Origin of the sequence: Streptomyces kurssanovii, assembly GCF_040677245.1 — a bacterium.
In the GTDB taxonomy this organism is placed as follows: Bacteria; Actinomycetota; Actinomycetes; order Streptomycetales; family Streptomycetaceae; genus Streptomyces; species Streptomyces kurssanovii.
In genome coordinates, this window is sequence record NZ_JBFAQK010000003.1 from 22,677 (window position 1) to 48,577 (window position 25,901).

The window sequence follows — 25,901 nt, forward strand, 5'->3', positions numbered from 1 at the left end:
ATGCCCGCACCCCGCACCGGACCACCGCGCACGGGACCCCGTACCGGATCGCGCACCGCTCCCGCACTGATTCCCCGCCCGACCCAACTCACCATGACAGCAGGCGAGTTCGTGCTCGACGGCCGTACCGGCATCCGCGCCGGCCGCGGGGCCGAGCCGGCCGCGGCGCTCCTGCGCACCCACCTGGCCCCGGCCACCGGTCTGCCGCTGCCCCTCGCGCCCGACGGCCGTGTCGTCCTCGCGCTCGACCCGCAGCTCACCGGGCTCGGCGCGGAGGGTTACGGACTCACCGTCGGGACCGACGCGGTGCTGCTGCGCGCCGGCCGCCCCGCGGGGCTCCTCCACGGCATCCAGACCCTGCGCCAACTGCTGCCCCCAGCCGCCCTGTCGGGTACTCCCGCCCCCGGCGCGCACTGGTCCCTGCCCTGTGTGCAGATCACCGACGTACCCCGCTTCCCCTGGCGCGGCGCGATGCTCGACGTGGCCCGCCACTTCCTGCCTGTGGCGTTCCTCCGGCGCTTCGTCGACCTGCTGGCGCTGCACAAGCTCAACGTGCTGCATCTGCACCTCACCGACGACCAGGGCTGGCGGATGCCCGTCGCCGCCTACCCGAGGCTCACCGAAGTGGGCGGCCTGCCCCACGGCGGCGCCTACACCCGTGCGGAGCTCGCCGCCCTGGTCGCCCACGCCGCCGACCGCGGTGTCACCGTCGTGCCCGAGATCGAGATGCCGGGCCACGTCCGCGCCGCGCTCGCCGCCTACCCCCACCTCGGCAACCGGCCGAGCCGTCGGCTGGACGTGTGGAGACAGTGGGGCGTCTGCGAGAACGTCCTCGGCGTGCACGACGAGGTCCTCGACTTCTGCCGCACCGTCCTGGACGACGTCCTGGACGTCTTCCCCTCCCGGCACGTCCACATCGGTGGCGAGGAATGCCCCACCACCGAATGGCACGCCTCGCCCGCGGCGCGACTGCGCGCCGAACAGGAGGGCATCGGCGGCCCCGAGGCGCTGCACGGCTGGTTCATGGGAAGGATCGGCGCCCACCTGCACGAGCGGGGGAGGCAGCCGCTCGGCTGGACGGAGACCGGCGTCGACCTGCCGTCCTCGTTCACCGCCATGATGTGGCGCGACGAGGCCCACGCCCTGGCCGCCGCCCGCCGCGGCCAGCACGTGATCATGGCCCCCTACCGCTCCACCTACCTCGACTACCCGCAGTCGGCCGACGCCGGCGAACCGCCCGGCCAGCCCGGCGCCGTCGTCGACCTTCGGGCCGTGTACGCGACGGAGCCGGCCCCCGCCCACTGGGAGGCGGAGGCCGCTGACCGTGTGCTCGGCACCCAGGCCCAGTTGTGGACCGAGTACGTGACCACGGCCGAGCACGCCGAGTACCTCGCCTTCCCCCGGCTGTGCGCCCTCGCCGACACCGCCTGGAGCGGAGGCGGCGACTGGACGGGATTCAGCGCACGGCTGCACCACCACAGAGCCCGGCTCGGCGCCCTCGGCGTCCCGAGCCGACCCCCCACGACCACCCCTTCCGAGAGGAAATCCAGGTGACCAGCACCAGCATGAGCACAACAGCGCGTACCGGCCGGACCCGTACCCGCCCCGGCCTCCGGGCGCGTGCCGCACTGGCCGCCGCCGTGGTGGCCGGCCTCGGCTGCGCCACCCTGTCCGCCCTGCCGGCCGCGGCCGCCGACGCCTCGGTGAGGGTCCAGTACCGCCAGAGTTCGAGCGGCAGCGACCAGGCGGAGCCGTGGTTCAAGGTCGTCAACTCCGGCAGCACCACGCTCTCCCTGAGCGAGGTCCGCGTCCGCTACTACTTCAAGGCGGACGCCGGCGCCTCCTACACCTTCGCCTGCTCATGGGCGGTACCGGGCTGCGCCAACATCACCGGCACGTTCGGCACCCTCGCCGCCCCCACCGCCGACGCGGACCGCTACCTGGAGATCGGGTTCCGGGCGGGCGCGGGCGGCCTCGCGCCGGGCGCGGACACCGGTGACATGCAACTGCGCTTCCACCGTTCCGACTGGCGCCCCCTGAACCAGAACGACGACTACTCCTTCGGTCCCGGCCGCACCTCGTACGGCGACTGGACCAAGGTCACCGCGAGCGTCGGCGGCCCGACGGTATGGGGGACCGCCCCCGCCGGCAACGGCCCCACCGATCCGCCGGACCCCACCGACCCGCCGGCGGACGGACCCGCGCTCTTCGACGACTTCGACTACACCTCGCACACCGACCCCGCCATCGGCGCCCACGGCTGGAGCGTCCGCTCCAACGCGGGCGGCCCCGGTGTGCCCGGCGCCACCTGGGCGCCCGAGAACGTCACCTTCGCCAAGGAGGGGACGAACTCGATCATGAACCTGGAAACCTCCACCGCGGGCAGCGGGGCGACCACCGAGCACACCGAGATCCTCACCAAGGACATGAAGTTCAAGAACGGCACCTACGCGGCCCGGGTCCACTTCTCCGACGCCCCACGGTCCGGCCCGGACGGCGACCACCTCGTCCAGACGTTCTTCACCATCAACGACCTCAAGGCCCCGATGGCGGACGACTACGCCGAGTACGACTTCGAGTACCTGCCCAACGGCGGCTGGGGCGAGCCGGCCAACATCCTGTACACCACCTCGTGGGAGACCTACCGGCCCGACCCGTGGGAGGCCGTCAACCAGCACTCCGAGGTCAGGGCGAGCTACGCCGGGTGGCACGACCTCGTCCTCACCATCGACGACAGCAGCATCGTCTACTACGTCGACGGCCAGGAGTTCGGCCGGCACGACGCCCGCTACCTCCCCGAGCGCACGATGAGCATCAACTTCAACCAGTGGCTGATCGACCTGGCGGGTCAGGGCAGCACCACGCCCCGCTCCTACGACCAGAAGGTCGACTACGTGCTGCACGTCAAGGACCAGGTCCTCACCCCCGCGCAGGCCGCCGCGAAGGTCGCCGCGTACCGGTCGGCGGGGGTCCGCTTCGAGGACACCGTTCCAGCCACCGGGTGAAGACCTTGTGAGGGGCGGGTGCGGTTCCCGCGCCCGCCCCTTCCGCCGCCCGGTGCGTTCCCTGACTTGACCGGACCTTTGGTACAGACCAAAATCCAGCCAACCCGTGCGAGCGCCGCTCGCTTCCCCCCACGTCGGGTCAATTCTCCGTGCCACGCAGAAGGTGACCTACGTGAAGAACCGCTCGCTCGCCCTGTCCGTCGCACTCGTGTGCGCCGCCACGCTCGTCGGCTGCGGCCTGGTCCCCGGTGGTTCGCCCAGGAGCACCGTGGACATCTGGCTCATGAAGGACAGCGTCTCGGACGAGTTCCTGGAGCGTTTCACCACCGAGTACGAGAAACAGCACCCGTCCGTCGACCTGAAGGTGACCTTCCAGGAGTGGACGGGCATCGGCAAGAAGGTCATGGCGGCGCTCGAGAGCGACGACGCCCCCGAGGTCATCGAGGTCGGCAACACCCAGGTCGCCCAGTACGCGGAGAGCGACGCGCTGCGCGACCTGACCCTCGAATCGGTCCGCGACCTCGGCAGCGAGGACTGGCTGCCCGGCCTCGCGGAACCGGGCAGCATCAACGGGTCCCAGTACGGCATCCCCTGGTACGCGGCCAACCGGGTCGTCATCTACAACAAGGACCTCTTCGCCCAGGCGGGCATCACGGAGCCGCCCAAGGACCGTGCCGAATGGCTGGAGATGTCCGAGAAACTGGACGGCCCCGGCAGACAGGGCATCTACCTCTCCGGCCAGGACTGGTACACCCTCGCGGGCTTCGTCTGGGAAGAGGGCGGACAACTGGCCGTCGAGCAGGGCGGGAACTGGGAGGGCGCCCTGCACTCCAAGGCGGCCCTGCGCGGCATGGACTTCTACAAGCGGCTCCAGTCGCACGGCAACGGGCCGAAGGACGCCGACGAGGTGACGCCGCCCCAGGCGGACGTCTTCGCCAAGGGCGACGTCGCGCAGATCATCGCCGTGCCGAGCGCGGCGCCCCTCATAGAGAAGGCCAATCCCGCGCTCAAGGGGAAGCTGGGCTTCTTCCCCGTACCGGGCAGGACGTCAGAGGCGCCGGGCGCCGTCTTCATCGGCGGCTCCGACCTGATCGTGCCCGAGAACGCGCGGGAGAGATCCGCCGGCGTCGAGGTGGTGAAGGCGCTCGCGAGCGAGGAATGGCAGACCGAGCTCGCCCTCACGATGAACTACGTGCCCAACAAGACCACGCTCGCCGGTGTCATCGAGGGCAGCGAAGGCACCGCCGCCATGGCCGCCGGCGCCGCGAAGGGCAGGGCAACTCCCAACTCGCCGCAATGGGCCGCGGTCGAGGCCGACAACCCCATCAAGCCGTACATGACGGCCGTCCTCCAGGGTCAGGACCCGGCCCGCGCGGCACGAGCGGCCTCGGACAAGATCACGGCGGCGCTGCTGCCCTGACGGGACGGGCGTATGCCCGGTCCGGGACCGACGGGCCCCGGGCCACGGGACCCGACCCATGAGCCCGGGGCGGGGACGACCCGGGCAAGGGGGCCGGGTCCACGGCCCGGACAACAGGAGCCGGTCCAACGCCCCGGGAAACGGGACGCAGACCGACCCGCACCCCGAGACGCGGCCCCGGAACAACGGGACGCATCGGCCCCCGACCGGCGGAGCGGCGCATCCGCTCCGCCGCGCATTGCCCGGCATTCAGCGTCCTCACATCCGCTCTCCGCCGTGCAGTCATGTCGAATCCAGCCGGCCACGGAAGAAACAAGGAGCCGGGCCGCCGCACCAGCGGTCCGCCCCTCCGTCCGGCACAGGAGACCGCCATGCCCGCAACGCCGCTCGTCGTCCCCGCTCCGCTGCCCGCACAGCCGGCCGCCCCGTTGCCGCCCCAGCACGAGGAGCCCCGGTACGTCGTCTCGCTCGCCCGCGACCAGGAAGAGGTGCGCGCCGCGCAGCGCCTGCGCCACCAGGTGTTCGCCGGGGAGATGGGTGCCCGGCTCGACGGACCCGAGCCCGGTCTGGACTCCGACGCCTTCGACGCCTACTGCGACCACCTGCTCGTGCGGGAGACGGACACCGGCGAGATCGTCGGCACCTACCGACTGCTGCCGCCCGAACGCGCCCGTGTCGCCCGCCGCCTCTACTCCGAGGGCGAGTTCGACCTCACCCGCCTCGACCCGATCCGCGACGACCTCGTAGAGGTCGGCCGCTCCTGCGTCCACCCCCTGCACCGCAACGGCGCCGTGATCGCCCTCATCTGGGCAGGCCTCGCCCGCTACATGACCCGCACCGGCCACAACTGGCTCGCGGGCTGCTGCTCGATCCCCCTCGCCGACGGCGGCACCCTCGCCGCCGCGACCTGGGACACCGTGCGGACCAAGAACCTGGCGCCCGAGGAGCACTGGGTCACCCCGCACAAGCTGTGGAACGCGGAGGGCGTCGCCCGCCCCGCCGGTCGCACCGAACTGCCGCCGCTGCTGCGCGGCTACATCAGGCTCGGCGCCTGGGTGTGCGGGGCGCCCGCCCACGACCCCGACTTCAACGTCGCCGACCTCTACGTCCTGCTGTCGCTGCGCCGCACCGACCCGCGCTACCTGCGGCACTTCCTCTCCCTCGCACCCGTGCGATGAGCGCCTGGCTGCCCTGTGCGCCCTGCACTCCCGAGGGTTGCGCGACCCACCACGGGCCCGTCGCCGGGCCGCTCAAGGCCCTCGCCCGGCTTCTGGCGGGCCTGGCGGCCGTGGGGTGCGGCCTGCTGCTCGCCCCCGTCGCGGCCCTCTTCGGCGTCCTCCTCGGCGCCGCGTTCCGCCATCGGCTGACCCGCTGCTGGTCGCGCGCCGTACTGCGGGCGTTCGGCGTGCGGGTACGCGTCGTCGGGCAGCCGCACGACCTGCGGGCCGCGCTGGTCGTCGCCAACCACATCTCATGGCTGGACATCCCGCTGGTCGCCGCGGTGCTGCCGGGACGGATGCTCGCCAAGAGCGAGGTCCGTTCATGGCCGGTCCTCGGGCCGCTCGCCGCCCGCGGCGGCACCCTCTTCCTGGAACGGGACCGGTTGCGCGCGCTGCCCGCCGCCGTGGCGTCGATGGCCGACGCACTGCGCGGCGGGGCCCGTGTCGTCGTCTTCCCCGAGGGATCGACCTGGTGCGGGCGGGGCCGGGGACGGTTCCGGCCCGCCGCGTTCCAGGCCGCGCTCGACGCGGGCGCCGCCGTCCAGCCCGTACGCATCACCTACTCGCCCACCGGGGCGGCGGCGTTCGTCGGCGACGATCCGCTGCTCGCCTCCCTGTGGCGGGTCGCGGCGGCCGAAGGGCTCACCGCGGAGATCCGGCTGCTGCCGCCGATCCTCCCCGGGAGCCACCTCGACCGCCGCTCACTGGCGCTGGCCGCTCAGCTCGTCGTGGCGAGCGACAGCGCGAACCTGCCCTCCTCGTCCGTCCACCAGTGCGTCAGATCCATTCCCGCCTCGGCGAGTTCGGTGCGAACACCGTCCTGACGGAACTTCGCGGACACCTCCGTCCGCAGTTCCTCCCCTTCCTCGAACGGCACCACGAGATCCAGCTCGGGAATCTTCACGGTGAGGGCGGAGCGGGCCCGCAGTCTCATCTCGATCCACTCGTTGTCGCGGTCCCAGCGCGCCACATGGTCGAAGTCGGCGGGATCCACGTCCGCTCCCAGTTCCCGCGCCAGCACCGAGAGGACGTTCTTGTTGAACTCGGCGGTGATGCCGGCGGCGTCGTCGTACGCGCGCACGAGCACCGCCTCGTCCTTCACCAGGTCCGTGCCCAGCAGCAGGAAGTCGCCGGGGTCCAGCATGGCCCGCACGGACCGCAGGAAGAGCGCACGCTCGCCCGGCAGGAGGTTGCCGACCGTCCCGCCGAGGAACGCGACCAGCCGGGGTCCCGGCGTCACCGGCAGCTCCGGCCCGCGGGTGAAGTCGGCGATCAGGGCGTGCACGTTCAGGTCCGGATGGTCGGCCAGCAGGGCCTCGGCCGCACCGTTCAGCGCGCTCTCGCTGACGTCCACGGGTACGTAACTGTGCAGCGAGGGCAGGGCGTCCAGCAGGAAACGGGTCTTCTCGGACGAGCCGGACCCGAGCTCCACGAGCGTCCGCGCCCCGGTCGCCGCGGCGATCTCCGGCGCCCGTTCGGCGAGGATCTCCCGCTCGGCGCGGGTCGGGTAGTACTCGGGAAGCCGGGTGATCTCCTCGAACAGTTCGCTGCCGCGGGCGTCGTAGAACCACTTCGGCGGCAGGGTCTTGGGCGTGCGGGTCAGGCCGTGCAGCACATCGGCCCGCAGCGCGGCGTTGGTCGCGTCCTCGGGCAGGGTTCGGGTCAGCAGGAACGGGCTCACTGGGTCGGCTCCTTGAGCTCGGTCAGCAGGACGTCGGCGCGGGTCGCGGTGAGCAGCGTCCGGTCCGGCACCTCCTGCCACAGCGGATCGTCGTCGTACGGTTCCGAGGCCACGACCGTGCGCCGGCCGGGCTCCGTGAGATACCAGAGGGTGTCGCCCCAGGCGGTCGCGGCGATCACCGTGCCGTCCGTCAGGAGCAGGTTCAGCCGGGATCCGGGCGCGGCGGCGGCCGTGTCGCGGACGGTGTCGGCGAGCGCCTGGGCCGGCGAGTCGCCCGCGCGCAGCCGGCGCAGCGCCAGCGCCCACAGCAGCGCCGAGTCGTTGCGCGCCTCCATCGACAGCAGTTCCTCCGCCGGCAGCGCGGCGGAGAGCGGGCCCATCGAGGCAGGCCAGCCGCGCACCGCGCCGTTGTGGCTGAACAGCCAGGGCCCGGAGGCGAACGGCGCCGCCGCGGCCTCGCCGTCCGCGCCGGGTGCGGTGGCGTCCCGCACGGCGGCGAGCACCGCGTGGCTGCGCACCACCCGCGCCAGGTCGGTGAAGGACAGGTCCGCCCAGATCGGCCCCGCGCGCCGGTACCTGGCGGGCACCGGGTCGCCGTCCGCGTACCAGCCGATCCCGAAGCCGTCCGCGTTGACCGTGCCGTAGCGCTGCCGGCGCGGCGCCCAGGACTGGCGGAACAGGCCGTGTCCGGGCTCGACGAGCAGCGCGGCCAGTGACTCGGGCGGCCCCACGTAAGCGATATGACGGCACATCAGCGGATGCCCCCGTCCGGGCCGGCGGGCTGCTCCGCGTCCCGCGCGGTACGGAAGCCGGAGAAGATCTGACGGCGCACCGGCAGGTCCCAGTTGCGGAACGTGCCCCGGCAGGCCACCGGGTCGACGGCGAACGAACCGCCGCGGAGCACCTTGTGCTCGCTCCCGAAGAACACCTCCGAGTATTCGCGGTAGGGGAACGCGACGAACCCGGGGTAGGGCAGGAAGTCGCTCGACGTCCACTCCCACACGTCGCCGATGAGCTGCCGTACGCCCAGCGGCGAGGCGCCCTGCGGATAGCTGCCCGCCGGGGCGGGCCGCAGATGGCGCTGGCCGAGGTTCGCGTTCGCCTCCGTCGGGTCCGCGTCGCCCCACGGGTAGCGGCGGGCCCGGCCGGTGTGCGGATCGTGCCGGGCGGCCTTCTCCCACTCGGCCTCGGTCGGCAGCCGCCGGCCGGCCCAGCGCGCGTAGGCGTCCGCCTCGTACCAACTCACGTGCAGTACAGGCTCGTCCGGTGGGACCTCCTCGGTGACGCCGAATCGGCGGCGCAGCCACATCCCGCCCTCACGGCGCCAGAACAGCGGCGCACCGATGTCGTGCTGCCGGATCTGGTCCCAGCCCGCGGCCGCCCACCAGCGGCGCTCGTGGTAGCCGCCGTCCTCGATGAACGCCTGGTACGCGCCGCAGGTCACCGGAGTCGTGTCGATGTGGAACGCGGGCACGATGCGCCGGTGGGCGGGCCGTTCGTTGTCGAGCGCCCACGGCTCGGTGGACGTCCCCATGGTGAACGCCCCGCCGGGGACCAGCACTTCGCGCGGCAGCGGACCGGTGTCATGGGCGGGCGGCTCCGGCGCGGACAGGGCCGGCGGCCCCTTCCGCAGCTGATGGGTGATCAGCATCGTCTCGTCGTGTTGCTGCTCGTGCTGGGCGATCATCCCGAAGGCGAAGCCCGCGTCCACGAGCGGACCGCCCTCGAACGCGGTGCGCTCCAGAATGTCCAGCACCCGGCCGCGCACGTCGGCGGCGTAGACCCGTGCCTCCGCGGGCGCCAGCAGCGGCAGGGAGGGACGGGCCGCGCGCGGATGCTCGAACGCGTCGTAGAGGGAGTCGATCTCGGGCCGGAGCGCCTCACCCTTGCCGACCTGCCGCAGCAGCCACTGCTCCTCCTGGTTGCCGATATGGGCCAGGTCCCACACCAGCGGAGACATCAACGGCGAGTGCTGGGCGGTCAGATCACGGTCGTCGACGCACGACGTGAGGGCGGCGGTGCGGTCACGGGCACGGGTCAGCGCATCGAGTGCCAGACTCCGCAGCTGGTCGGTCATCTGCCGGGCTCCTTCACCACGGAGGCGATCAGGTCGTCGGCGGGGCATCGGCCCCGCAGTACATGGCGTTCGTTGAAACGGGCCACCTCGTCGAGCACGGCCGTCGACGCGCCGAGGCGTACCAGCGCCTCCAGGGCCGTGGCGAAGCACGTCACGGCGGCGCTCCGCAGCTCCTCCTCGGACGGCCCGTGCCGCGCGGCCGCCACCCACAGCGCGTTGCGCGGCGCGGCGCCGGCGCCCATGGACTCGGCCAGGGGCTTGAGGGAGCGGTACACGGTCTCCGCCGCCTCGGGATCGTCGAAGAGCGCGGCGGTCACCGCGAGCGGCACCATCCAGCCGTTCTCGCCGGGCTGCGCGTCGATCATGCGCAACTCCAGGTGCCCGCGCGGCCGTACGGGCGGGAACAGCGTGGTGAGGTGGTAGCGGAGGTCCTCCTGCGTCGCCGGACGCGGCCCGCCGGAGCGCAGCCAGTTCCGGAAGGTCAGCCCCTCGGGGAGCGTCCACGCGCCTTCCGGCATACGTACGCACATCACGGGTGCGTCCAGCGCGTGCGCGGTCCACGCCGCCCGCGGCTCCGCCTCCAGGGGAGGTGCCATGGGGCGCACCGGATCGAGCACGTTCCACACCGCCTGTCGCGTGGAGCGCCAGCCCGTGGAACGCCCGGCGATCATGGGCGAGTTGGCGAAGGCCGACAGCAGCACCGCGCCCAGCAGATGGGCGAGCCGCCAGCGGCGGCCGTGCCCGAGCGGGCCCGGCTCCTCCTCACCGGTGTCGAGCGACACCTGGACGGAGGCGGAGCTGCACATCATGGAGCGGCCGTAGGGACCGGAACGGTCCAGGCATCTCTCCATCGCGTCGTAGCGCGGCTCGTGGAGGATCCGGCGGGGCGGGTGCCAGGGATCGAGTCCCATGCCGTTCAGAGCGAGGCCTGCCGGACGGAGGGCCGTTCGTACGGCGTCCAGATCGGCGGCTGTGGAGTCGATGCACTCCATCAGGGAGGCGGCGGGGCGCGAGCTGAGTTCCAGCTGGCCGCCGGGCTCGAAGGTGAGCAGGGAGGTCAGGGGCAGGGCGCGTATGTCGTCGAAGGCGCTTCTGAGGCGGTCGCGCGCCACGGGTTTCCCCGGCTGCTCCCGATCATGGACCAGCCATTCCACCTCCACGCCCACGGTGCGGGGCGGACCTGTCTTGAAGCAGATACATCGGAGCAGGTCCTCGGCCTCGTCCTCGGACATCGGACGGCTGAAGTCTCCCGTTCCCGCTCGGTGCATGATCGGCTCCTCCTGTCGAAGGGACATCTGTCAACCTAAGGCCACCGCTGCGGGTCCGCACAAGAGCGCCCCTGAGGAGCGGAAATGTGTTTGCCGCCGTCACCTGGGGTTCCCGATGATGTCGGGCATGAGTGCACGACTACGGGGAATTGCCAAGCAGACCGAGGAGATCGTCGGGGCCGGGGGGTACCGCCTTCCTGACGGACGCGAGGTGCGGATAGGGCAGCAGCTCGCCACCGCAATGGCGGGCACACGGATGTACGGACCGGAGCCGGTGGCCGTCTCACCGGACACGGACCGGATCACCCGCTTCGAGGTCACGGGTGAGAGCAGCACCGAGGCCGCCCGGCGGCTCACCGGAGCCCAAGAGGGACCGGTCGCCGTCCTCAACTTCGCCTCCGCCCGCAATCCCGGCGGCGGTTACCTCAACGGGGCGCAGGCCCAGGAGGAAGCGCTGTGCCGGGCGTCGGCCCTGCACGCCACGCTGCTGCGCGTGCCCGGGTTCTACGAGCACCACCGGACGGAACGCAGCGTCTTCTACACCGACCGGGTGATTCTCTCGCCCGGCGTGCCGGTCTTCCGCGACGACCGGGGGCAACTGCTGGAGCAGCCGTTCACGGTCGGCTTCCTCACCTCTCCCGCACCCAACGCGGGAGTCGTCGCACTCCGCACACCGGGCGAGCTCCACCGCGTCCCCGCCGCGCTCGCGTCACGGGCCGAACGGGTCCTGGAGACCGCGGTGGCCGGCGGCTACCGCCGTCTCGTGCTCGGCGCCTGGGGCTGCGGCGTCTTCCGCAACGACCCCGCGGCCGTCGCCGGCGCCTTCCACGCGCTGCTGACCGGCGGAGGCCGGTTCGCCGGCCACTTCGAGGAGATCGTCTTCGCCGTGCTCGACCGGGCCGGCACCTCGCCGACCCTCGCCGCGTTCCGCCGTGCCTTCGCCGACCGGACCGGTGCCGCCGGAGCTCAGGTCCAGCCGTAGCGCTCCCGCAGCCGCCGCACCACACGGTCGAACCGCGGCCGGTCCAGCGCGCACGCCTCACGGCGCATCCCCGTCTCGTGCACCCGCAGCACCCAGTCGAGATCCACCCACGACTCGCGTCCGGCGCCGTCCCACGGGCCGACGCCGATCGGCACCCACTCCCGGTCGTGGTCGTGGCGCTTGCTGGACAGCTGGACGGCCAGCAGCGTGCCCGCCGCCGCCCTGGCCACGACCAGGACCGGCCGGTCCTTGCCCCGGCCGTCGTTCTCCTCGAAGGGCACCCACGTCCAGACGATCTCGCCCGGGTCCGGATCGCCGTCGCGGTCCGGCGCGTACGAGGTGCGGACCGGACCGACGTGGACGGGGTCGGCCTCGGTGGTGGCGGCCGGGCCGCTGCTGCCGGGCAGGGTGGCGGAGACATCGGAGCGCGTGGAGCCGCGCGGTCCCCGCGGGCCGGGCGAAGGGGCGGTGGAATGCGTCATCCGGTCACGGTAGTGCCCGGCGACATGCGGCCGCGGCGGCGGGTGTCTAGCGTCGCCTGCATGAACACACAACCGCAGCGCTTCGGGATCATCGTGGTCCCCGAACACGTCGAAGGGCATGATCCCGCCACGCTTCCCGAGGACGTCATCCGCTCCGCCGTCGTGGACGCCACGGGGGAGCTGGGCGCGTCCGGCTTCCCGCGCTACGTCGGCGACGGAGTCGAGGTCGACATCGACCCGGAGACCCGTGCGGTCGAGGCCCTGCTGGTGGACGGCGCGGAGCTGTCACTGGGACTGGTGGCGCGGGTCGTGGACGCGGGGGAGGCGTAGCGCCGCCCCGCGAGGGCTACCGGGACGACCGTGCCGGTGTGCGACACGCGAACGGCCGGGGTCCTGCCCGAAGGGAATCGGGCAGGACCCCGGCCGGACGCATGCGGGGATCCGTGTACGGGGAACGTGCCGGTCAGGCGCTCGCCTGGCCGCCCTCGGCGGCGGCGCCCTTCTGGGCCTCGTCGATCGACTTGCGGACCGCGTCCATGTCCAGCGCGCGCGCCTGGCCGATGACGTCCTCCAGGGACGCCTCGGGCAGCGCACCGGGCTGGGCGAAGACCGCGACGTTCTCGCGCACGATCATCAGAGTCGGGATCGAACGGATCTCGAAGGCAGCCGCGAGCTCCTGCTGCGCCTCGGTGTCGACCTTCGCGAACACCAGATCGGGGTGACGCTCCGACGCGCCCTCGAAGACCGGCGCGAACTGGCGGCAAGGACCACACCAGGAAGCCCAGAAGTCGATCAGGACAAAGTCGTTGTCGGTCACGACCTGATCGAAGTTTTCCTTGGTGAGCTCAACGGTGCTCATGACGTGCTACCTCTTCCTGAGGTCCGGGGGACTCGCCCCGCACAACGGTGCCCGGGGCCGTGCTATTCCTGCCCCTGCCCATGTGGCCAGGACGCACACCCCGGATCAGACTGGCCCTATGACCCATGCTGTGGAGTACGACGTCGTAGTGCTGGGCGCGGGCCCCGTCGGGGAGAACGTGGCGGATCGGACGAGAGCGGCGGGCCTGAGCACCGCGGTGGTGGAGAGCGAACTCATCGGCGGCGACTGCTCCTACTGGGCGTGCATGCCCAGCAAGGCGCTGCTGCGCCCGGTGATCGCGCGCGCCGACGCCCGCAGGCTGCCCGGGGTGAGCGCCGCCGTGCAGGGCCCTCTGGACAGCAAGGCCGTACTGGCCCGCCGCGACGAACAGGCAGCCCACTGGAACGACGAAGGCCAGCTGGCCTGGCTGGATTCCATCGGCGCACGTGTCTACCGGGGCAAAGGGGCCCTGCACGGCCCCAGGAAGGTGGTGGCGTACGGGCCGGAGGGCGAGCACTACTCACTCACCGCCCGGCACGCCGTCGTCGTGAGCACGGGCAGCCGCGCCGTACTGCCCGACATCCCCGGCCTGGCCGGAGCGAAGGCGTGGACGAGCCGCGAGGCCACCAGTGCCCGCGAGGCGCCCGGCCGGCTCGCGGTCGTCGGCGGGGGAGTGGTCGGGGTGGAAATGGCCACCGCCTGGCAGGCGCTCGGCTCGCAGGTGACCATGCTCGTCCGCGGCGGCGGCCTGCTGCCACGGATGGAACCCTTCGTCGGTGAGCACGTGGCGGAAGGCCTCAGGGAGGCCGGCGTCACCGTCCGCACGGACACCGACGTCACCGCCGTCGAACGGCCCGGCGGCACCGGCCCCGTCACCCTGGTCCTCGGCGACGGCAAGCGCATCGAGGCCGACGAGGTGCTCATCGCGACGGGCCGCGCCCCGCGCACCGACGACATCGGGCTGGAGACCGTGGGCCTGGAGCCGGGCTCGTGGCTGCCGGTCGACGACAGCTGCCGCGTGCAGGGCAAGGACTGGCTGTACGCGGTCGGTGACGTCAACCGCCGCGCGCTGCTGACCCATCAGGGCAAGTACCAGGCCCGGATCGCGGGTGCCGCCATCGCCGCCAGGGCACACCAGGTCCCGCTGCTGGAGACCGATCGCTGGGGCGCCCACTCCGCGACGGCCGACCACGCGGCGGTGCCGCAGGTGGTGTTCACCGACCCGGAGGCGGCGGCCGTGGGACTCTCGCTGGCCGAGGCGGAAAGGGCGGGACGCCGGGTGCGCGCCGTCGACTACGACCTCGCTTCCATCGCGGGCGCCGGACTGTACGCGGAGAACTACCGCGGACATGCCCGCATGGTCGTCGACCTCGACCGCGAGATCCTGCTCGGGGTCACCTTCGTCGGCGCGGGCGTCGGCGAGCTGCTGCACTCGGCCACGATCGCGGTGGCCGGCGAAGTTCCCGTCGACCGGCTGTGGCACGCGGTTCCGTCCTTCCCGACCATCAGCGAGATCTGGCTGCGGCTGCTGGAGACGTACCGGGCGGGCTGACCGCGGGGCGTGTGCGTCGGCCGGGGCCCGCGGCGTGGGCGTTCCCGCGCTGCGGGCCCCGAGTCGTTCGCGCGACGGCTCGTCCGCGCGGCGTCGCGGCCGAGGGCCGTCCCTGCCGCGATGAGTTCCGGCCGGCTCGCGAGTCTGTTCAGGTGACCGTCGTAGGACGGCGTACGACACCCCTGGTACGAGACCCACGGAGGACGCCATGACGACCACGCCGAGTGACCCGGGCGCCGCGCTGCCCGGCCTCCCGCCCGTCGTCGACCTGGCCACCTGGCAGGCCGCCCGTGACGAGCTCCTGGTCCGCGAAAAGGCCCACACCCACGAGGGTGACGCCCTCGCCGCTGCCCGACGCCGGCTGCCGATGGTGGAGTTCGACGGGACGGTCGAGGTCGTCGGACCCGACGGCCCGGTCCCGTTCCTGGACCTGTTCCAGGGCCGCGACGAGCTCGTGGTGTACAAGCACATGTGGTACGACGGCGCGCCGTACCAGGGTCAGTGCGAGGGGTGCACCACCACGGCCTGGCACATGAAGGACGCCGTCTACCTCAACGCCCGCGGCGTCTCGTTCGCCATGGTGACCACGGGCCGTTGGGAAGAGGTGGCCTCCTACGTCGAGTTCATGGGCTACACCCAGCCCTGGTACTCGGTGCGCGACGTGGACGCACCGGTCGGTGGCGACATGGGTTACCTCACATGCTTCCTGCGCGACGGCGACCGCGTGTTCCTCACCTACTCCACGACGGGCCGTGGCAACGAGCCGGTCAACGGGTCCCTCGGCCTGCTCGACATGACGCCCAACGGCCGTGGCGAGGCCTGGGAGGACAAGCCCGAGGGCCGGCCCGAGGGGCACAGCCCGTGCTGGTACTGGCGCTCGGACGCGGACGGGAACGCCACTTGGGGCCCGACCAGCCGCCCCGTGCCGCAATGGACCCGTCCCGGCGCCACCCCCGTCGATACCCTCGGCCGGCACGGCGACCACCACTGACGCGCTTTCTTCGAGGCGCCGGCGAAGGTGTCGGATCCCGGGCGGAACCTCAGCGCGTGAACGACAAGTCCTGCGCGAATTCTTGACGGCGGTCCGGCGCGGGCCGATTCTGAGAGCGCTCTCGAGAGCGCTCTCAACAGTCTGCTCCAGGCCAGGTCCGGCCCTTCGGAGGTCCGGCCATGGACTGTGACGACATCCGACCAGCATCCGACGACGATCCCACCAGCATCCGACGACGATCCGACAGGGATTCGTCGAGGATCCGATCAGGAGGAGGTGGAGCGTGCCTGTCTCACGGAAGTTACGGACGTTACTGGCGTCGGCGGTCACCGCGCTGCTGTGCGCCGCCGGCGTCACCGCCACCGGACCCACCGCGACGGCGGAAGCCGCGGTGCCCGCGACCATCCCGCTCAAGTTCACCAACAACTCGGGCCGCGGCGACCCGGTCTACATCTACAACCTCGGCACGGAGCTCAGCACCGGCCGGCAGGGCTGGGCCGACGCGAGCGGCACGTTCCATCCCTGGCCTGTCGGCGGCAACCCGCCGACCCCGGCCCCCGACGCGTCGATCACCGGCCCCGCGTCGGGCCGTTCCGTCACGATCCGCATGCCCAAGTTCTCCGGGCGGATCTACTTCTCGTACGGGCAGAAGCTCGTCTTCAAGCTCACCACCGGCGGCCTGGTGCAGCCCGCGGTGCAGAATCCGAGCGACCCCAACCGCAACATCCTCTTCAACTGGTCCGAGTACACACTCAACGACTCCGGCCTGTGGATCAACAGCACACAGGTGGACATGTTCTCCGCTCCCTACGCGGTCGGCGTCCAGGCCGCCGACGGAACGGTCAAGAACACCGGCCACCTCAAGCCCGGCGGCTACAACGGCTTCTACAACGCCCTGCGCGGTCAGCCCGGCGGCTGGGCGAACCTCATCCAGACCCGCGCGGACGGCACCGTCCTGCGCGCCCTCGCCCCCGGCCACGGCATCGAGGCCGGCGCACTGCCGGCGGACATCATGGACGACTACATCAACCGCGTGTGGAACAAGTACACGACCTCGACGCTCACGGTCACGCCGTTCGCCCACCAGCCGGGCATCAAGTACTACGGCCGGGTCTCCGGCGGGGTCCTGAACTTCACGAACGGCTCCGGGACCGTCGTCACCTCGTTCCAGAAGCCGGACTCCGACAGTGTCTTCGGGTGCTACAAACGGCTCGACGCTCCCAACGACCAAGTGCGCGGCCCGATCTCGCGCACGCTGTGCGCGGGCTTCAACCGCTCGACACTGCTGGTCAACCCCAACCAGCCCGACGCTGGTTCCGCGAACTTCTACAAGGACGTCGTCACCAACCACTACGCCCGCAAGATCCACGCCCAGATGGCCGACGGCAAGGCGTACGCCTTCGCCTTCGACGATGTCGGCGCGCACGAGTCACTGGTGCACGACGGCAATCCGCAGACGGCGTACGTCACGCTGGACCCGTTCAACTGACGGGAATCCACCCCGCCCCCGGTCCGACGCGCAGTGTGGCGACGGCCGCACCCGTGACTCCTACGACGACCGCGCCCGTGACCCCGGTTGCCCGAACTCCCGGGGGCCCCTGCCCCGGAGTTCCGCCGTCCGCGTGACCCTGCCGCCCGAACGACCCGGGAGGTCCGGTCCCGCAGCTCCACCGCCCCCGCAGCGCCACCGTCCGGTCACGTTCGCCGCCCCCGGAACCTCACCTTCCCGGGGGCGGCGGAGAGGTCTTGATCACCGTCGGGCATGCTGACCCGGTGACCGTGCTCTCCGGCTTTCTGCCCATCTGGGCGATCACCGCCGTCGGTTGGGCGGCGGGCCGGTTCGACGTACTCGGACAGCACGCCCAGTCGGTGCTGGGCCGGTTCGCCTTCGCGTTCGCCATGCCCGCGCTGCTGTTCGTGACGCTGTCGCGGGCCGAGGTGTCCGACCTCCTGAGCCCCGGCGTGGCGGTCTTCGCCGCCAGCGTCCTCATCATGCTCGCCCTCGGCCTGCTGATCGGCCGGTGGGTGTTCCGCCGCGGGCGGGCCGACCGGGCGATCGGCGCCATGGCGGGCGCCTACGTGAACTCTGCCAACCTCGGCATCCCCGTGGCCGTACATGTGCTGGGCGACGCCTCGTTCGTGGTCGCGGCGGCCCTGTTCCAGACGCTGTTCGTCACGCCTCTGATCCTGACGCTGATAGACCTCGACACGGGCCGCGGCGCCGGCGGCCGGAGCCGCTTCCTGTGGCTGCCGCTGCGCAACCCGATCATCGCCGCGTCGGCGGCGGGGGTGACGGTGTCCGTCCTCGGCGTGCAGCTTCCGGAGGCCGTGACCGCACCCGCCCAGATGCTCGGCGGCGCGGCGGTCCCGGCGGCGCTGTTCGCGCTGGGCATGTCCCTCGACACCCGCGCCCCGGAGCCCGGCACCGCGGCCCTCGAGGACGCCGCGTCCGCCGGGCGTGCGGAGCGACACGTCCTCGTCACCCTCAAAACGGTTGTCCAGCCGCTGCTCGCCTACGCGCTGGCCCGGTGGGGGTTCGGTATCGAGGGCGACGACCTGCTCGCGGTGGTGCTCTGCGCGGGCCTGCCGACCGCCCAGAACGCGTTCATCTTCGCGTCGCAGTACCGCCTCGACACCCGACTCGTCAGGGACGCGGTCGTGTTGACCACCCTGTTCTCCATGGGATCCCTGTCGTTGATCACCTGGCTTCTCGCGTGAGCGGCACGGCGGCGGGGGACGCCTGACGGCGTTCCGTGGGAATCCGGGGCGCGGAACGTGGACCCGGGGCGCCCCGCACCGGAATAGGTTGGCCCCATGAGCAATCTCGATCGTCAGGCCACCCTCTCCGTATGCGGGGGGCGTGGCTTCGTCGTCGCCGAGCCCGTCCGGGAGCTCCTGAGCCCACGCCGCGTCCCGCTCGGTGAGTCCACCGAGGTCCGCAGGCTGCTGCCCAACCTCGGGCGGCGGATGGTGGGCGCATGGGCCTTCGTCGACCACTACGGCCCCGACGACATCGCCGACGAGCCGGGCATGCAGGTGCCGCCGCATCCGCACATGGGCCTGCAGACGGTCAGCTGGCTGCACGAGGGCGAGGTCCTGCACCGCGACAGCACGGGGGCGCTGGCCACGATCCGCCCCCGGGAACTCGGTCTGATGACCTCCGGGCGGGCGATCAGCCACTCGGAGGAGAGCCCGCGTCCGCACGCCCGCTACCTGCACGGCGCGCAACTGTGGGTGGCGCTCCCCGCGGAACACCGCGGCATCGAGCCGCACTTCCAGCACCACACGGAACTGCCGGAGGTCACCGCCCCCGGCCTGAGCGCGACGGTCGTCCTCGGCACCCTCGACGGAACGGCCTCCCCGGGGACGACGTACACGCCCCTCGTAGGGGCCGACGTCACCCTCACCCGGGGCGCCGAGGCCCGCCTGCCGCTCGACCCGGACTTCGAGTACGCGGTGCTCTCCATGTCCGGCGAGGCCCATGTCGACGGCGTTCCGGTACTCCCGGGCTCGATGCTCTACCTCGGCTGCGGCCGCTCCGAACTGCCCCTGCGCGCCGACTCGGACGCGGGCTTGCTGCTGCTGGGCGGCGAGCCGTTCGAGGAGGAGATCGTGATGTTCTGGAACTGGATCGGACGGTCCCACGAGGAGATCGCCCAGGCGCGAGAGGACTGGATGAACGGCACCAGGTTCGGTGAGGTGAAGGGCTACGACGGCCCTCCGCTTCCGGCGCCGGAGCTGCCGGCGACGCCGCTGAAGGCGCGGGGGAGGGTGCGATGAGCTGGGGAATTACCTGAACCGGCCTCGGTTGGGCTGGCTTGGGAGAAGTTCCGTTTCTGGCGACTCGTAGCTGCTCACTCGACCCTTGGGGCGCGCAGCGGGCCTTGGGTGCGACTTTCATGTGGCGCAGAGTGTGGTGACGTTTGGCGGAACGAATGCTGACTTTACTGACAAGTAGTCAGTTTCCTGCGGTGATGGTCCCACGCGTTACCGTGGCGCCAAGCTGGAGCCGGCCGAGGCTCCGCTGGCGCAGCGGTTTCATAGTTGGCGCAGGGCCGTCGCGTGTATTGCGTCGCCAGTGATGGGCGACGGTGCGCTCCGCTCTACGCCGATTTGGCAAATTGTGGGTTGTCGACAACAGGCCGTCTAGCCTCTCTCAGATAGAGACGAGCGGGCGTCTATGGGCGTTGGTGATCACACGGCTCACCTCCGCTCGCGCGGAGAGCACGTTGTCACCGGCGGAGCTAGTCAGACACCGAGCGACTCACCTCCGCTCGCGCGGAGTGCACCCGGAGACGCCGGCGGTCAGGTCCAGCATCCGCGACTCACCTCCGCTCGCGCGGAGAGCACTCCGCCTTCGCGGCGATGACCTGCTCGAGCGCCGACTCACCTCCACTCGCGCGGAGAGCACAGGCGCCCGCCGAGCAGGGCGGGCATCAGGCGCGACTCACCTCCGCTCGCGCGGAGAGCACGGCCGCGCCAGGCCACGTAGCGCCTCGTCGAACGACTCACCTCCGCTCGCGCGGAGAGCACTCGCCCCACACCTCGAAAGGATCCTGCCGCTCCGACTCACCTCCGCTCGCGCGGAGAGCACCCGGCGTCGCTGGACGTCCGCCTCGACCGCGGCGACTCACCTCCGCTCGCGCGGAGAGCACGCTCGCCCCGGCCGCCACGATCGTCTACCTGGCCGACTCACCTCCGCTCGCGCGGAGAGCACAGCATCGGCGGCCTGCGCCTCTCGGACGGACTCGACTCACCTCCGCTCGCGCGGAGAGCACAGGCTGGTCTTCTCGGCGAGGCGGCGTTCGAACGACTCACCTCCGCTCGCGCGGAGAGCACTCCGTCGTCTCCTGACCGTAGAGATCGGCCGGCGACTCACCTCCGCTCGCGCGGAGAGCACATTGAGGTCCCGGTGATGTGGGCAGTCCATGTTCGACTCACCTCCGCTCGCGCGGAGAGCACCCGTCCTCGGAGTCCACGAGCTTCCAGAACTCCGACTCACCTCCGCTCGCGCGGAGAGCACCCGAGGCCGGATCCGATCGCCATCAGTGGTCACGACTCACCTCCGCTCTCGCGGAGAGCACGGCCGCGTTGAAGTCCTGCACCATCTGCACGGCGACTCACCTCCGCTCGCGCGGAGAGCACATCTTCGTGACGATCGATGAACTGCAGGAGTACGACTCACCTCCGCTCGCGCGGAGAGCACTTCTCGAGGCGGGCGATCTGCCGCTCGTAGGCCGACTCACCTCCGCTCGCGCGGAGAGCACACCGACGTGCCCGACGTGACCCCGATTGGCGACGACTCACCTCCGCTCGCGCGGAGAGCACGCGTGGACGTTGTCCTGAGCCTTGCCAAGCGACGACTCACCTCCGCTCGCGCGGAGAGCACCCCTTGACGTTGAGCACCTTGAACCGGTGCCACGACTCACCTCCGCTCGCGCGGAGAGCACGGACTTCTCCAGTGCTGGCACGGCGCCTCCGCCGACTCACCTCCGCTCGCGCGGAGAGCACAACAGCGCTCGGTCCTTCACGTCCTGGGTCCACGACTCACCTCCGCTCGCGCGGAGAGCACATCTGCCGGGCGAGCTTGGGGGCGTGTGGGTCCGACTCACCTCCGCTCGCGCGGAGAGCACACGTACCGATCCCGCAGAAGCTCGTGGAAGATCGACTCACCTCCGCTCGCGCGGAGAGCACCTGCTGGTTCATGTCTTGCAGTGCGCGGGTGGCGACTCACCTCCGCTCGCGCGGAGAGCACTGCTTCTCGGCGGCCTCGGCGCGCTTGGCGGCCGACTCACCTCCGCTCGCGCGGAGAGCACCCCCGCGGTACCGGCTGGACGAAGAAGGACGACGACTCACCTCCGCTCGCGCGGAGAGCACTGCCCTGCCTGTGCGCGTGCGGCCTCGTGTGCCGACTCACCTCCGCTCGCGCGGAGAGCACATCGGCTCGACCGCCTCCGCCGGATACATCGCCGACTCACCTCCGCTCGCGCGGAGAGCACCTCAACCTGATCCTCAGCAAAGCTGTCCTCAGCGACTCACCTCCGCTCGCGCGGAGAGCACTTGCCCTTGCCGTCGCTGTACGCGGTGGGTGGCGACTCACCTCCGCTCGCGCGGAGAGCACAGTATCGCGGCGTCTTGGTGACACCAGTGGGGCGACTCACCTCCGCTCGCGCGGAGAGCACGTTCCACGTGGAAGTCAACGGCAGCGCGGCATCGACTCACCTCCGCTCGCGCGGAGAGCACTTGGTCATTGCCGCGCCGGTGCAGTTCCTCGCCGACTCACCTCCGCTCGCGCGGAGAGCACCCTTCCTGACCTGGCGCGTTAGAGGCGGTTTGCCATCTCTTGACTCTCGCGCTGGAAGGCGATCAGGGTGAGGCCGTCGAAGTCGACGGGGACGCGGCGGCGGGTACCTGCTGTTCGTAGTTGGAAGCCTTGTTCGTTGTCGGCGGGGTGGGCGAGGACTGCCATGCCGTCGTCGGCGCAGGCGGCAACGGCGGACCAGAGTTCGTCGCGGACTCGGGCGGAAACGGTACCGACGTACAGCTCGGGTGTGATTTCGAGGAGCCAGCGGGTGAGGGCTCCGCGTAGGTGGTCTGGAACGGCGGTGGCCGAGATGACGATCATTGAGGACATGGGCCGTGCCCTTCCGGAGGGCCGGTCACAGTTGATTCCCATGATTGACGCCGGCGGGTACGGAGCCGGCCACCGGGTCCCACAGATCGACCAGTTGCTCTTCAGGGTCGGGACATTCGTAGGTGCGGTTGGGGTCGAGGAGCTGCTGGATGTCGGTGACGATGCGGGGGAGCAGCTGGAAGAGGCGTAGTTCGTGGCGGAATGAGCGGCGGGCTTCGCCTTCGGGGTTGGTTGATGCGTGGAGGGAGAAGGCGAGCGGGATGGTGAGCTCGGCTTTATAGAGGTCAGCGATGTCGTAGACGAAGGCCTGTTGGTTGCCGCTGTGGACGAAGCCGAGGGCGGGGGAGCAGCCCAGCGCTGTGATTGCGGCGTGCACGATGCCGTAGAGGCAGGTGTTGGCGGAGGACAGGGCGAGGTTGACGGGGTCCTGGCTGTCCCAGGAGGCGGGGTCGTAGGCCCGGCGGAAGCGGCCGATCTTGTATTGGTTGGCCAGGAGTCGGTAGTGGGCTTTGACGCGTTGGCCTTCCATGCCGCGGAGCTTGTCGAGGTTGGTTCCGCCGGTCGCGGTGCCGTCTCCGAAGCGGAGCTCGTACATGGCCTGGGCGATGGCGAGGCGGTGGGTGTCGCTGGTCCAGGCGCGCGTCTGGTGTTCGAGCCAGAGGGTGGTGAGGGATTCGGGTACGGCCGCGGAGTAGCAGCGGACGCCTCCTGATCCGGTTGTGACCACGGTGGTGCCGTTTCTGGCGAAGGTGGCGAGGGCGCGTGCAGTGATGGAGGTGCCGGGGCCGAGGAGGACGCAGCTGAGGGCTGCGGTCGGGAGGTAGACGGTTTCTGTTCCTCGTTGTTCGCTGGTGACTTCCGCGCAGACCCCGGTGTCGTCCTGGTGGATGCGGACGATGTCGAGGTAGAGGAAGGAGAGGGAGTCGGCGATGCGGGGAAGCATGGCGACGGTTGGTGCGGCGAGTTTGCGACGGGCGTTGCTGGTGGTGAAGGGCTTGGAAGAGGGACGTGGAGTCACTGGGGTAGCCTCGCGGGGGCGATGCTGAGAAGCCCGCAGCCGTAAGCCTTGCCGCGTCCGATGCCGTTGAGGATGGCTGCCCGGAGCAGGTCGGCGTCGATGATGGCGGCCGTGCCGTCGAACTGGGTGCGGGCGTGGCGGATGCGCTGGGGCGGGGCGTCGTCCGGCCGGCGTTCGCCGCGCACGGCGTCCAGGGGGTGGGAGTGGTGGGTGAGGGGTTTGAGGCCGGCGAGGTCTGCTTGGCGGAGCCACCATTCGTCCGCTGCCGCGCCGGCGAGCGGGACGACCGGTGGGAGGTTGTAGAGGGCGCGGGTGGTGGCGCCGGGTTTGCGGACGGGGCTGGCGACGCAGCGGTATCGGATGGTGAGGCCGGCACGGACGGCATCGATGAGTGCGTCGAGGGGGCGGGTGAGGGCGGTGCCGTAGTCGTCGGGGAGGCGGCTGGTGTCGGGTTCGTGGGCGGACTGGATGAGCAGGTGCGGCCCGGCGGGGGTGTCCTCGGTACGGAAGAGGACACCGAAGCGCGCGCGGGCCTCGGGACCGGCGTCGGACGGGAAGAGGCTCATGACGCGGCGATGCATGCCGATCATGCCGCTGAGGTCGCGGCGGGCGTCCCGAGAGCGGGCATCGGGGACGAGCCGGGTGAGCCAGAGGGTCATCGTCGGCTCCCTTCTGTGGTGTTCAGTCGGGTGTCGAGGTAGTGGCCCAAGGCGGTGAGCTGCTCAATTCCGAGTCCGGCGAACTGGGAGTGAGGCAGGAGCAGGGAGCGCCGGTACAGCAGCCGGGCACGGTAGGCGCGTTGGCGGGGGTGGTAGGTGACGGGTTGGTCGTTGAGTTCGCCGGAGGGGTGGGTGCCGTCCTCGTCTGTGTCGCTGGTTGCGTGGGCCGGTGCGGGCAGGCGGTCGAGGGGGTGGTCCGCCAGGAATTCCACCGGCCTGCCTGCCGGCTGGGGGTTGCGTGTCGGGCGGGCGGCGAGCGGTAGGTGGATGAGGTGGTGCAGTGCGTCCTCGCTGCGTCCGAGCAGTAGAGGGCCTTCGGGCGGGCAGGAGCGGCGGCCGAGGTGGAGGGGCCACTGGGGGGAGCGCAGGGCGTCGGCGCAGCGGTCGAGGAGTACGCGGTCCTGGTCGCTGGGCCCGGGTGTGGTGAGGGCGATGGTGAAGGCGGCGTCGGCGAGGTAGTAGCGGTGGGTGAGGAGGGTTCCCGTGTCGCCGGTGCGTTTCTTGCCTTCGGCTGTGGTCACGGTGGCTTTGGCCGGCAGTCCGCCGCCGACGGTGTGCAGGTCGCGCAGCATCACGCCGGGCCGGTCGGTGCGTACGGTCATGCGCAGTGCGGTGAGGTCGTCGACGGGCTGGTCGCGGCGACGTCCGAGGGCGGAGGCGAGCATGCCGATGACACCTGAGCGGGTGGGAAAGGCGGCGGTGTCGCGTTCGTTGAAGTGGCTGTGCAGGCCCCAGGACTGGAGGGGCCCGGTCAGGCGGAGCAGAAGCCCCGGCTCGGGAGCGGGGAGAAGGGCGTTCATGCCGCGTTTCCGGCGGGCCATGCGGTCAGAGCGCTGTCGAGGGCGGCGCCGATGAGGGCGTCGAAGCCGGTGTGGCGGGTGCCGAGTCCGTCGAGGTCCTTGGCGTCGACGCCGGCCCAGCCGGAGTCGAGGATGCCGCTGGTGCCCAGGAGACGATTGGCGGCCTCGGCGTACTCGGAGAGGGTGGCGCGGGAGGCGTCGGCATAGCCGCCCTGCCCGGACGCGGCGACGGGGCGTTCGAACGCGGCGGCGTAGGAGAGGGGCCGGTCGGCGCGTACGGAGATGTGGGCGAGGTCGGGGATCGTGTGGGGAGCGGTGGAGTTCTTCTTTGCCTGGGGCAGGGAGAGGATGAACGCGCTGAGGAAGGCGGTGGTGAGTTCGCGAAGCTCGGAGGGGTTCTCACCGATGTTGGCGGTGAGGTCGCGGAGGTCGATGGTTGCGTATCGGTAGAAGGTGCCGGCGCTGAACTCGGTGTGGCCCATGTGGCCGCTGCCGGTCTGGTCGCCCCACGTGGCGGTGACGTCGTCCACGGCGGAGAAGTAGTCGAGTTCGACATCGGTTTCGTGGGTGGTGAGGGCGTGGGCGACCTGGACGGCGCCGTCGACGCCGGCGTTGTCGACCTCGGCGAGCATGCGGCCGAAGAGGTTGATGACGCCGTTGCGGGAGCGCAGGACCGACTCCACCCGGTCGGCCGGCAGCACGCTCTTGTCGGCGGGCTTCTTGATGTCCTTCGCTTCCTGCAGCGCCTCGCGGTACTCCTCGGCCAGGTCGGCGAGTTCGGCGACGGCGGTCTCGGGGACGTAGACCATCGCGTTGGTGAGGACCTTGTTGGGGGTGCTCTGCTTTGTGTCTGCCGGGTTCTTGGCGAGTTCGAACTTGATGCTGCTGGCTGCGGCCGTGTGCGCCCCTGCCCTCTCGGCGAGATCCAGCGGCCACTCGCGGTCCTCGGCGAGGAGGCGGGTGACGCGCTCGCCGATGCGGCGGGTACGGAGTGCCGCCTGGCCGATGCGGTCCTCGAACACGCCACGGACGGCCCGCTTCCAGGACTGGCTGCTAACCCGGGTGCGCAGCACGTTGCCGTACTGGACGGTCTTGACCGAATTCGTGTCGTCCCGGTTCAGGTTGGAGAACGGGACGCTCTGGATGATGTGGATGTCGATGAAGCGGGCCGGCATGAGCATGCTGGTGTTACT

The 25,901-nt window shown here is 71.3% G+C and carries 23 protein-coding genes and 1 CRISPR repeat array; of the genes, 12 read left to right on the top strand and 11 right to left on the bottom strand.

Annotated elements, in window-relative coordinates; genetic code table 11:
• The 5 genes from AB0K36_RS03840 to AB0K36_RS03860 all read left to right on the top strand — a co-directional run bounded on the left by AB0K36_RS03840 (position 1) and on the right by AB0K36_RS03860 (position 6,469).
• Positions 1-1,554, top strand: coding sequence for a beta-N-acetylhexosaminidase (locus tag AB0K36_RS03840; RefSeq protein WP_364587812.1), 1,554 nt, complete (start codon positions 1-3; stop codon positions 1,552-1,554).
• An 11-nt stretch (positions 1,555-1,565) separates the two neighbouring features.
• Positions 1,566-3,005 carry a cellulose binding domain-containing protein gene (locus AB0K36_RS03845; protein WP_364588400.1) on the top strand — a complete coding sequence of 480 codons (1,440 nt, stop codon included), beginning with the start codon at positions 1,566-1,568 and terminating at the stop codon, positions 3,003-3,005.
• A 172-nt stretch (positions 3,006-3,177) separates the two neighbouring features.
• Complete coding sequence (locus tag AB0K36_RS03850) at positions 3,178-4,425, top strand: extracellular solute-binding protein (protein ID WP_364587815.1); 1,248 nt, start codon at positions 3,178-3,180, stop codon at positions 4,423-4,425.
• A 371-nt stretch (positions 4,426-4,796) separates the two neighbouring features.
• Positions 4,797-5,603: a GNAT family N-acetyltransferase gene (locus tag AB0K36_RS03855; protein ID WP_364587818.1), complete on the top strand. Its 807-nt coding sequence runs from the start codon at positions 4,797-4,799 to the stop codon at positions 5,601-5,603.
• Positions 5,600-6,469 carry a lysophospholipid acyltransferase family protein gene (locus AB0K36_RS03860; RefSeq protein ID WP_364587821.1) on the top strand — a complete coding sequence of 290 codons (870 nt, stop codon included), beginning with the start codon at positions 5,600-5,602 and terminating at the stop codon, positions 6,467-6,469. Before AB0K36_RS03855 ends, AB0K36_RS03860 begins: the two co-directional genes overlap by 4 nt.
• Here the strand turns inward: AB0K36_RS03860 and egtD are convergent.
• Genes egtD through egtA form a run of 4 tightly spaced genes read right to left on the bottom strand, consistent with a single transcriptional unit; the run spans position 6,364 to position 10,671 of the window.
• Positions 6,364-7,326, bottom strand: coding sequence for an L-histidine N(alpha)-methyltransferase (gene egtD / locus AB0K36_RS03865; protein ID WP_364587824.1), 963 nt, complete (start codon positions 7,324-7,326; stop codon positions 6,364-6,366). The genes AB0K36_RS03860 and egtD overlap by 106 nt on opposite strands.
• The gene (gene egtC / locus AB0K36_RS03870; protein WP_364587827.1) at positions 7,323-8,078 is read right to left on the bottom strand and encodes an ergothioneine biosynthesis protein EgtC; all 756 of its coding nucleotides are present in this window, start codon (positions 8,076-8,078) and stop codon (positions 7,323-7,325) included. The genes egtD and egtC overlap by 4 nt, the downstream gene beginning before the upstream one ends.
• Positions 8,078-9,403 (bottom strand): ergothioneine biosynthesis protein EgtB, encoded by a 1,326-nt coding sequence (gene egtB, locus AB0K36_RS03875; protein WP_364587830.1) that lies wholly within the window; start codon positions 9,401-9,403, stop codon positions 8,078-8,080. The genes egtC and egtB overlap by 1 nt, the downstream gene beginning before the upstream one ends.
• Positions 9,400-10,671, bottom strand: a complete 1,272-nt coding sequence (gene egtA, locus AB0K36_RS03880) for an ergothioneine biosynthesis glutamate--cysteine ligase EgtA (RefSeq protein WP_364587832.1) — start codon at positions 10,669-10,671, stop codon at positions 9,400-9,402. Before egtA ends, egtB begins: the two co-directional genes overlap by 4 nt.
• Before the next feature lie 127 nt (positions 10,672-10,798).
• On the opposite strand from egtA, the gene AB0K36_RS03885 reads away from it, so the two are divergent.
• Positions 10,799-11,653: a TIGR02452 family protein gene (locus AB0K36_RS03885; protein WP_364587835.1), complete on the top strand. Its 855-nt coding sequence runs from the start codon at positions 10,799-10,801 to the stop codon at positions 11,651-11,653.
• Here the strand turns inward: AB0K36_RS03885 and AB0K36_RS03890 are convergent.
• Positions 11,638-12,135 (bottom strand): type II toxin-antitoxin system PemK/MazF family toxin, encoded by a 498-nt coding sequence (locus AB0K36_RS03890; protein WP_364587838.1) that lies wholly within the window; start codon positions 12,133-12,135, stop codon positions 11,638-11,640. The two genes, AB0K36_RS03885 and AB0K36_RS03890, sit on opposite strands and share 16 nt — an antisense overlap.
• Positions 12,136-12,195: 60 nt before the next feature.
• Here AB0K36_RS03890 and AB0K36_RS03895 point away from each other — a divergent pair, with 60 nt between their 5' ends.
• Positions 12,196-12,465 carry a hypothetical protein gene (locus AB0K36_RS03895; protein ID WP_364587841.1) on the top strand — a complete coding sequence of 90 codons (270 nt, stop codon included), beginning with the start codon at positions 12,196-12,198 and terminating at the stop codon, positions 12,463-12,465.
• A gap of 133 nt (positions 12,466-12,598) precedes the next feature.
• On the opposite strand, the gene trxA is transcribed toward AB0K36_RS03895, so the two are convergent.
• Positions 12,599-12,994: a thioredoxin gene (gene trxA / locus AB0K36_RS03900; RefSeq protein WP_364587843.1), complete on the bottom strand. Its 396-nt coding sequence runs from the start codon at positions 12,992-12,994 to the stop codon at positions 12,599-12,601.
• Positions 12,995-13,112: 118 nt separating this feature from the next.
• Between trxA and AB0K36_RS03905 the strand changes: the two genes are divergently transcribed.
• From AB0K36_RS03905 to AB0K36_RS03925, 5 genes are all read left to right on the top strand, one after another.
• Entirely contained in the window at positions 13,113-14,546 is a 1,434-nt protein-coding gene (locus AB0K36_RS03905; RefSeq protein WP_364587846.1) for a dihydrolipoyl dehydrogenase family protein, read from the top strand.
• 208 nt (positions 14,547-14,754) lie between these two features.
• The gene (locus AB0K36_RS03910) at positions 14,755-15,537 is read left to right on the top strand and encodes a DUF899 domain-containing protein (protein WP_364587848.1); all 783 of its coding nucleotides are present in this window, start codon (positions 14,755-14,757) and stop codon (positions 15,535-15,537) included.
• Positions 15,538-15,820: 283 nt separating this feature from the next.
• The gene (locus tag AB0K36_RS03915) at positions 15,821-17,026 is read left to right on the top strand and encodes a glycoside hydrolase family 64 protein (RefSeq protein ID WP_435877769.1); all 1,206 of its coding nucleotides are present in this window, start codon (positions 15,821-15,823) and stop codon (positions 17,024-17,026) included.
• A 284-nt stretch (positions 17,027-17,310) separates the two neighbouring features.
• Positions 17,311-18,255, top strand: a complete 945-nt coding sequence (locus AB0K36_RS03920) for an AEC family transporter (RefSeq protein ID WP_364587851.1) — start codon at positions 17,311-17,313, stop codon at positions 18,253-18,255.
• 96 nt (positions 18,256-18,351) lie between these two features.
• Positions 18,352-19,317, top strand: coding sequence for a pirin family protein (locus AB0K36_RS03925; protein ID WP_364587854.1), 966 nt, complete (start codon positions 18,352-18,354; stop codon positions 19,315-19,317).
• Between the two features lie 419 nt (positions 19,318-19,736).
• Positions 19,737-21,841: direct repeats of the CRISPR family, unit length 29 nt; unit sequence CGACTCACCTCCGCTCGCGCGGAGAGCAC.
• Positions 21,842-21,859: 18 nt separating this feature from the next.
• On the opposite strand, the gene cas2e is transcribed toward AB0K36_RS03925, so the two are convergent.
• The 5 genes from cas2e to cas7e form a co-directional block, all read right to left on the bottom strand.
• Positions 21,860-22,171 (bottom strand): type I-E CRISPR-associated endoribonuclease Cas2e, encoded by a 312-nt coding sequence (gene cas2e / locus AB0K36_RS03930; RefSeq protein ID WP_364587857.1) that lies wholly within the window; start codon positions 22,169-22,171, stop codon positions 21,860-21,862.
• Between the two features lie 25 nt (positions 22,172-22,196).
• Positions 22,197-23,114 (bottom strand): type I-E CRISPR-associated endonuclease Cas1e, encoded by a 918-nt coding sequence (cas1e, locus tag AB0K36_RS03935; RefSeq protein WP_364588406.1) that lies wholly within the window; start codon positions 23,112-23,114, stop codon positions 22,197-22,199.
• 71 nt (positions 23,115-23,185) lie between these two features.
• Positions 23,186-23,848, bottom strand: coding sequence for a type I-E CRISPR-associated protein Cas6/Cse3/CasE (gene cas6e / locus AB0K36_RS03940; protein ID WP_364587860.1), 663 nt, complete (start codon positions 23,846-23,848; stop codon positions 23,186-23,188).
• Positions 23,845-24,708, bottom strand: a complete 864-nt coding sequence (gene cas5e, locus AB0K36_RS03945) for a type I-E CRISPR-associated protein Cas5/CasD (protein WP_364587862.1) — start codon at positions 24,706-24,708, stop codon at positions 23,845-23,847. The genes cas6e and cas5e overlap by 4 nt, the downstream gene beginning before the upstream one ends.
• Complete coding sequence (cas7e, locus tag AB0K36_RS03950) at positions 24,705-25,889, bottom strand: type I-E CRISPR-associated protein Cas7/Cse4/CasC (RefSeq protein WP_364587865.1); 1,185 nt, start codon at positions 25,887-25,889, stop codon at positions 24,705-24,707. The genes cas5e and cas7e overlap by 4 nt, the downstream gene beginning before the upstream one ends.
• Positions 25,890-25,901: the final 12 nt, after the last annotated feature.

Excerpts from the sequence above, each read along its gene's own strand:
- AB0K36_RS03895 (WP_364587841.1), top strand. The coding sequence starts at position 12,196 with ATGAACACACAACCGCAGCGCTTCGGGATCATCGTGGTCCCCGAACAC.
- egtB (WP_364587830.1), bottom strand. The coding sequence starts at position 9,403 with ATGACCGACCAGCTGCGGAGTCTGGCACTCGATGCGCTGACCCGTGCC.
- AB0K36_RS03925 (WP_364587854.1), top strand. The coding sequence starts at position 18,352 with ATGAGCAATCTCGATCGTCAGGCCACCCTCTCCGTATGCGGGGGGCGT.
- AB0K36_RS03890 (WP_364587838.1), bottom strand. The coding sequence starts at position 12,135 with ATGACGCATTCCACCGCCCCTTCGCCCGGCCCGCGGGGACCGCGCGGC.
- AB0K36_RS03840 (WP_364587812.1), top strand. The coding sequence starts at position 1 with ATGCCCGCACCCCGCACCGGACCACCGCGCACGGGACCCCGTACCGGA.
- cas2e (WP_364587857.1), bottom strand. The coding sequence starts at position 22,171 with ATGTCCTCAATGATCGTCATCTCGGCCACCGCCGTTCCAGACCACCTA.
- AB0K36_RS03845 (WP_364588400.1), top strand. The coding sequence starts at position 1,566 with ATGAGCACAACAGCGCGTACCGGCCGGACCCGTACCCGCCCCGGCCTC.
- egtC (WP_364587827.1), bottom strand. The coding sequence starts at position 8,078 with ATGTGCCGTCATATCGCTTACGTGGGGCCGCCCGAGTCACTGGCCGCG.
- cas1e (WP_364588406.1), bottom strand. The coding sequence starts at position 23,114 with ATGCTTCCCCGCATCGCCGACTCCCTCTCCTTCCTCTACCTCGACATC.
- AB0K36_RS03905 (WP_364587846.1), top strand. The coding sequence starts at position 13,113 with ATGACCCATGCTGTGGAGTACGACGTCGTAGTGCTGGGCGCGGGCCCC.
- cas6e (WP_364587860.1), bottom strand. The coding sequence starts at position 23,848 with ATGACCCTCTGGCTCACCCGGCTCGTCCCCGATGCCCGCTCTCGGGAC.
- AB0K36_RS03855 (WP_364587818.1), top strand. The coding sequence starts at position 4,797 with ATGCCCGCAACGCCGCTCGTCGTCCCCGCTCCGCTGCCCGCACAGCCG.
- cas7e (WP_364587865.1), bottom strand. The coding sequence starts at position 25,889 with ATGCTCATGCCGGCCCGCTTCATCGACATCCACATCATCCAGAGCGTC.
- AB0K36_RS03860 (WP_364587821.1), top strand. The coding sequence starts at position 5,600 with ATGAGCGCCTGGCTGCCCTGTGCGCCCTGCACTCCCGAGGGTTGCGCG.
- cas5e (WP_364587862.1), bottom strand. The coding sequence starts at position 24,708 with ATGAACGCCCTTCTCCCCGCTCCCGAGCCGGGGCTTCTGCTCCGCCTG.
- AB0K36_RS03910 (WP_364587848.1), top strand. The coding sequence starts at position 14,755 with ATGACGACCACGCCGAGTGACCCGGGCGCCGCGCTGCCCGGCCTCCCG.
- egtA (WP_364587832.1), bottom strand. The coding sequence starts at position 10,671 with ATGCACCGAGCGGGAACGGGAGACTTCAGCCGTCCGATGTCCGAGGAC.
- trxA (WP_364587843.1), bottom strand. The coding sequence starts at position 12,994 with ATGAGCACCGTTGAGCTCACCAAGGAAAACTTCGATCAGGTCGTGACC.
- AB0K36_RS03885 (WP_364587835.1), top strand. The coding sequence starts at position 10,799 with ATGAGTGCACGACTACGGGGAATTGCCAAGCAGACCGAGGAGATCGTC.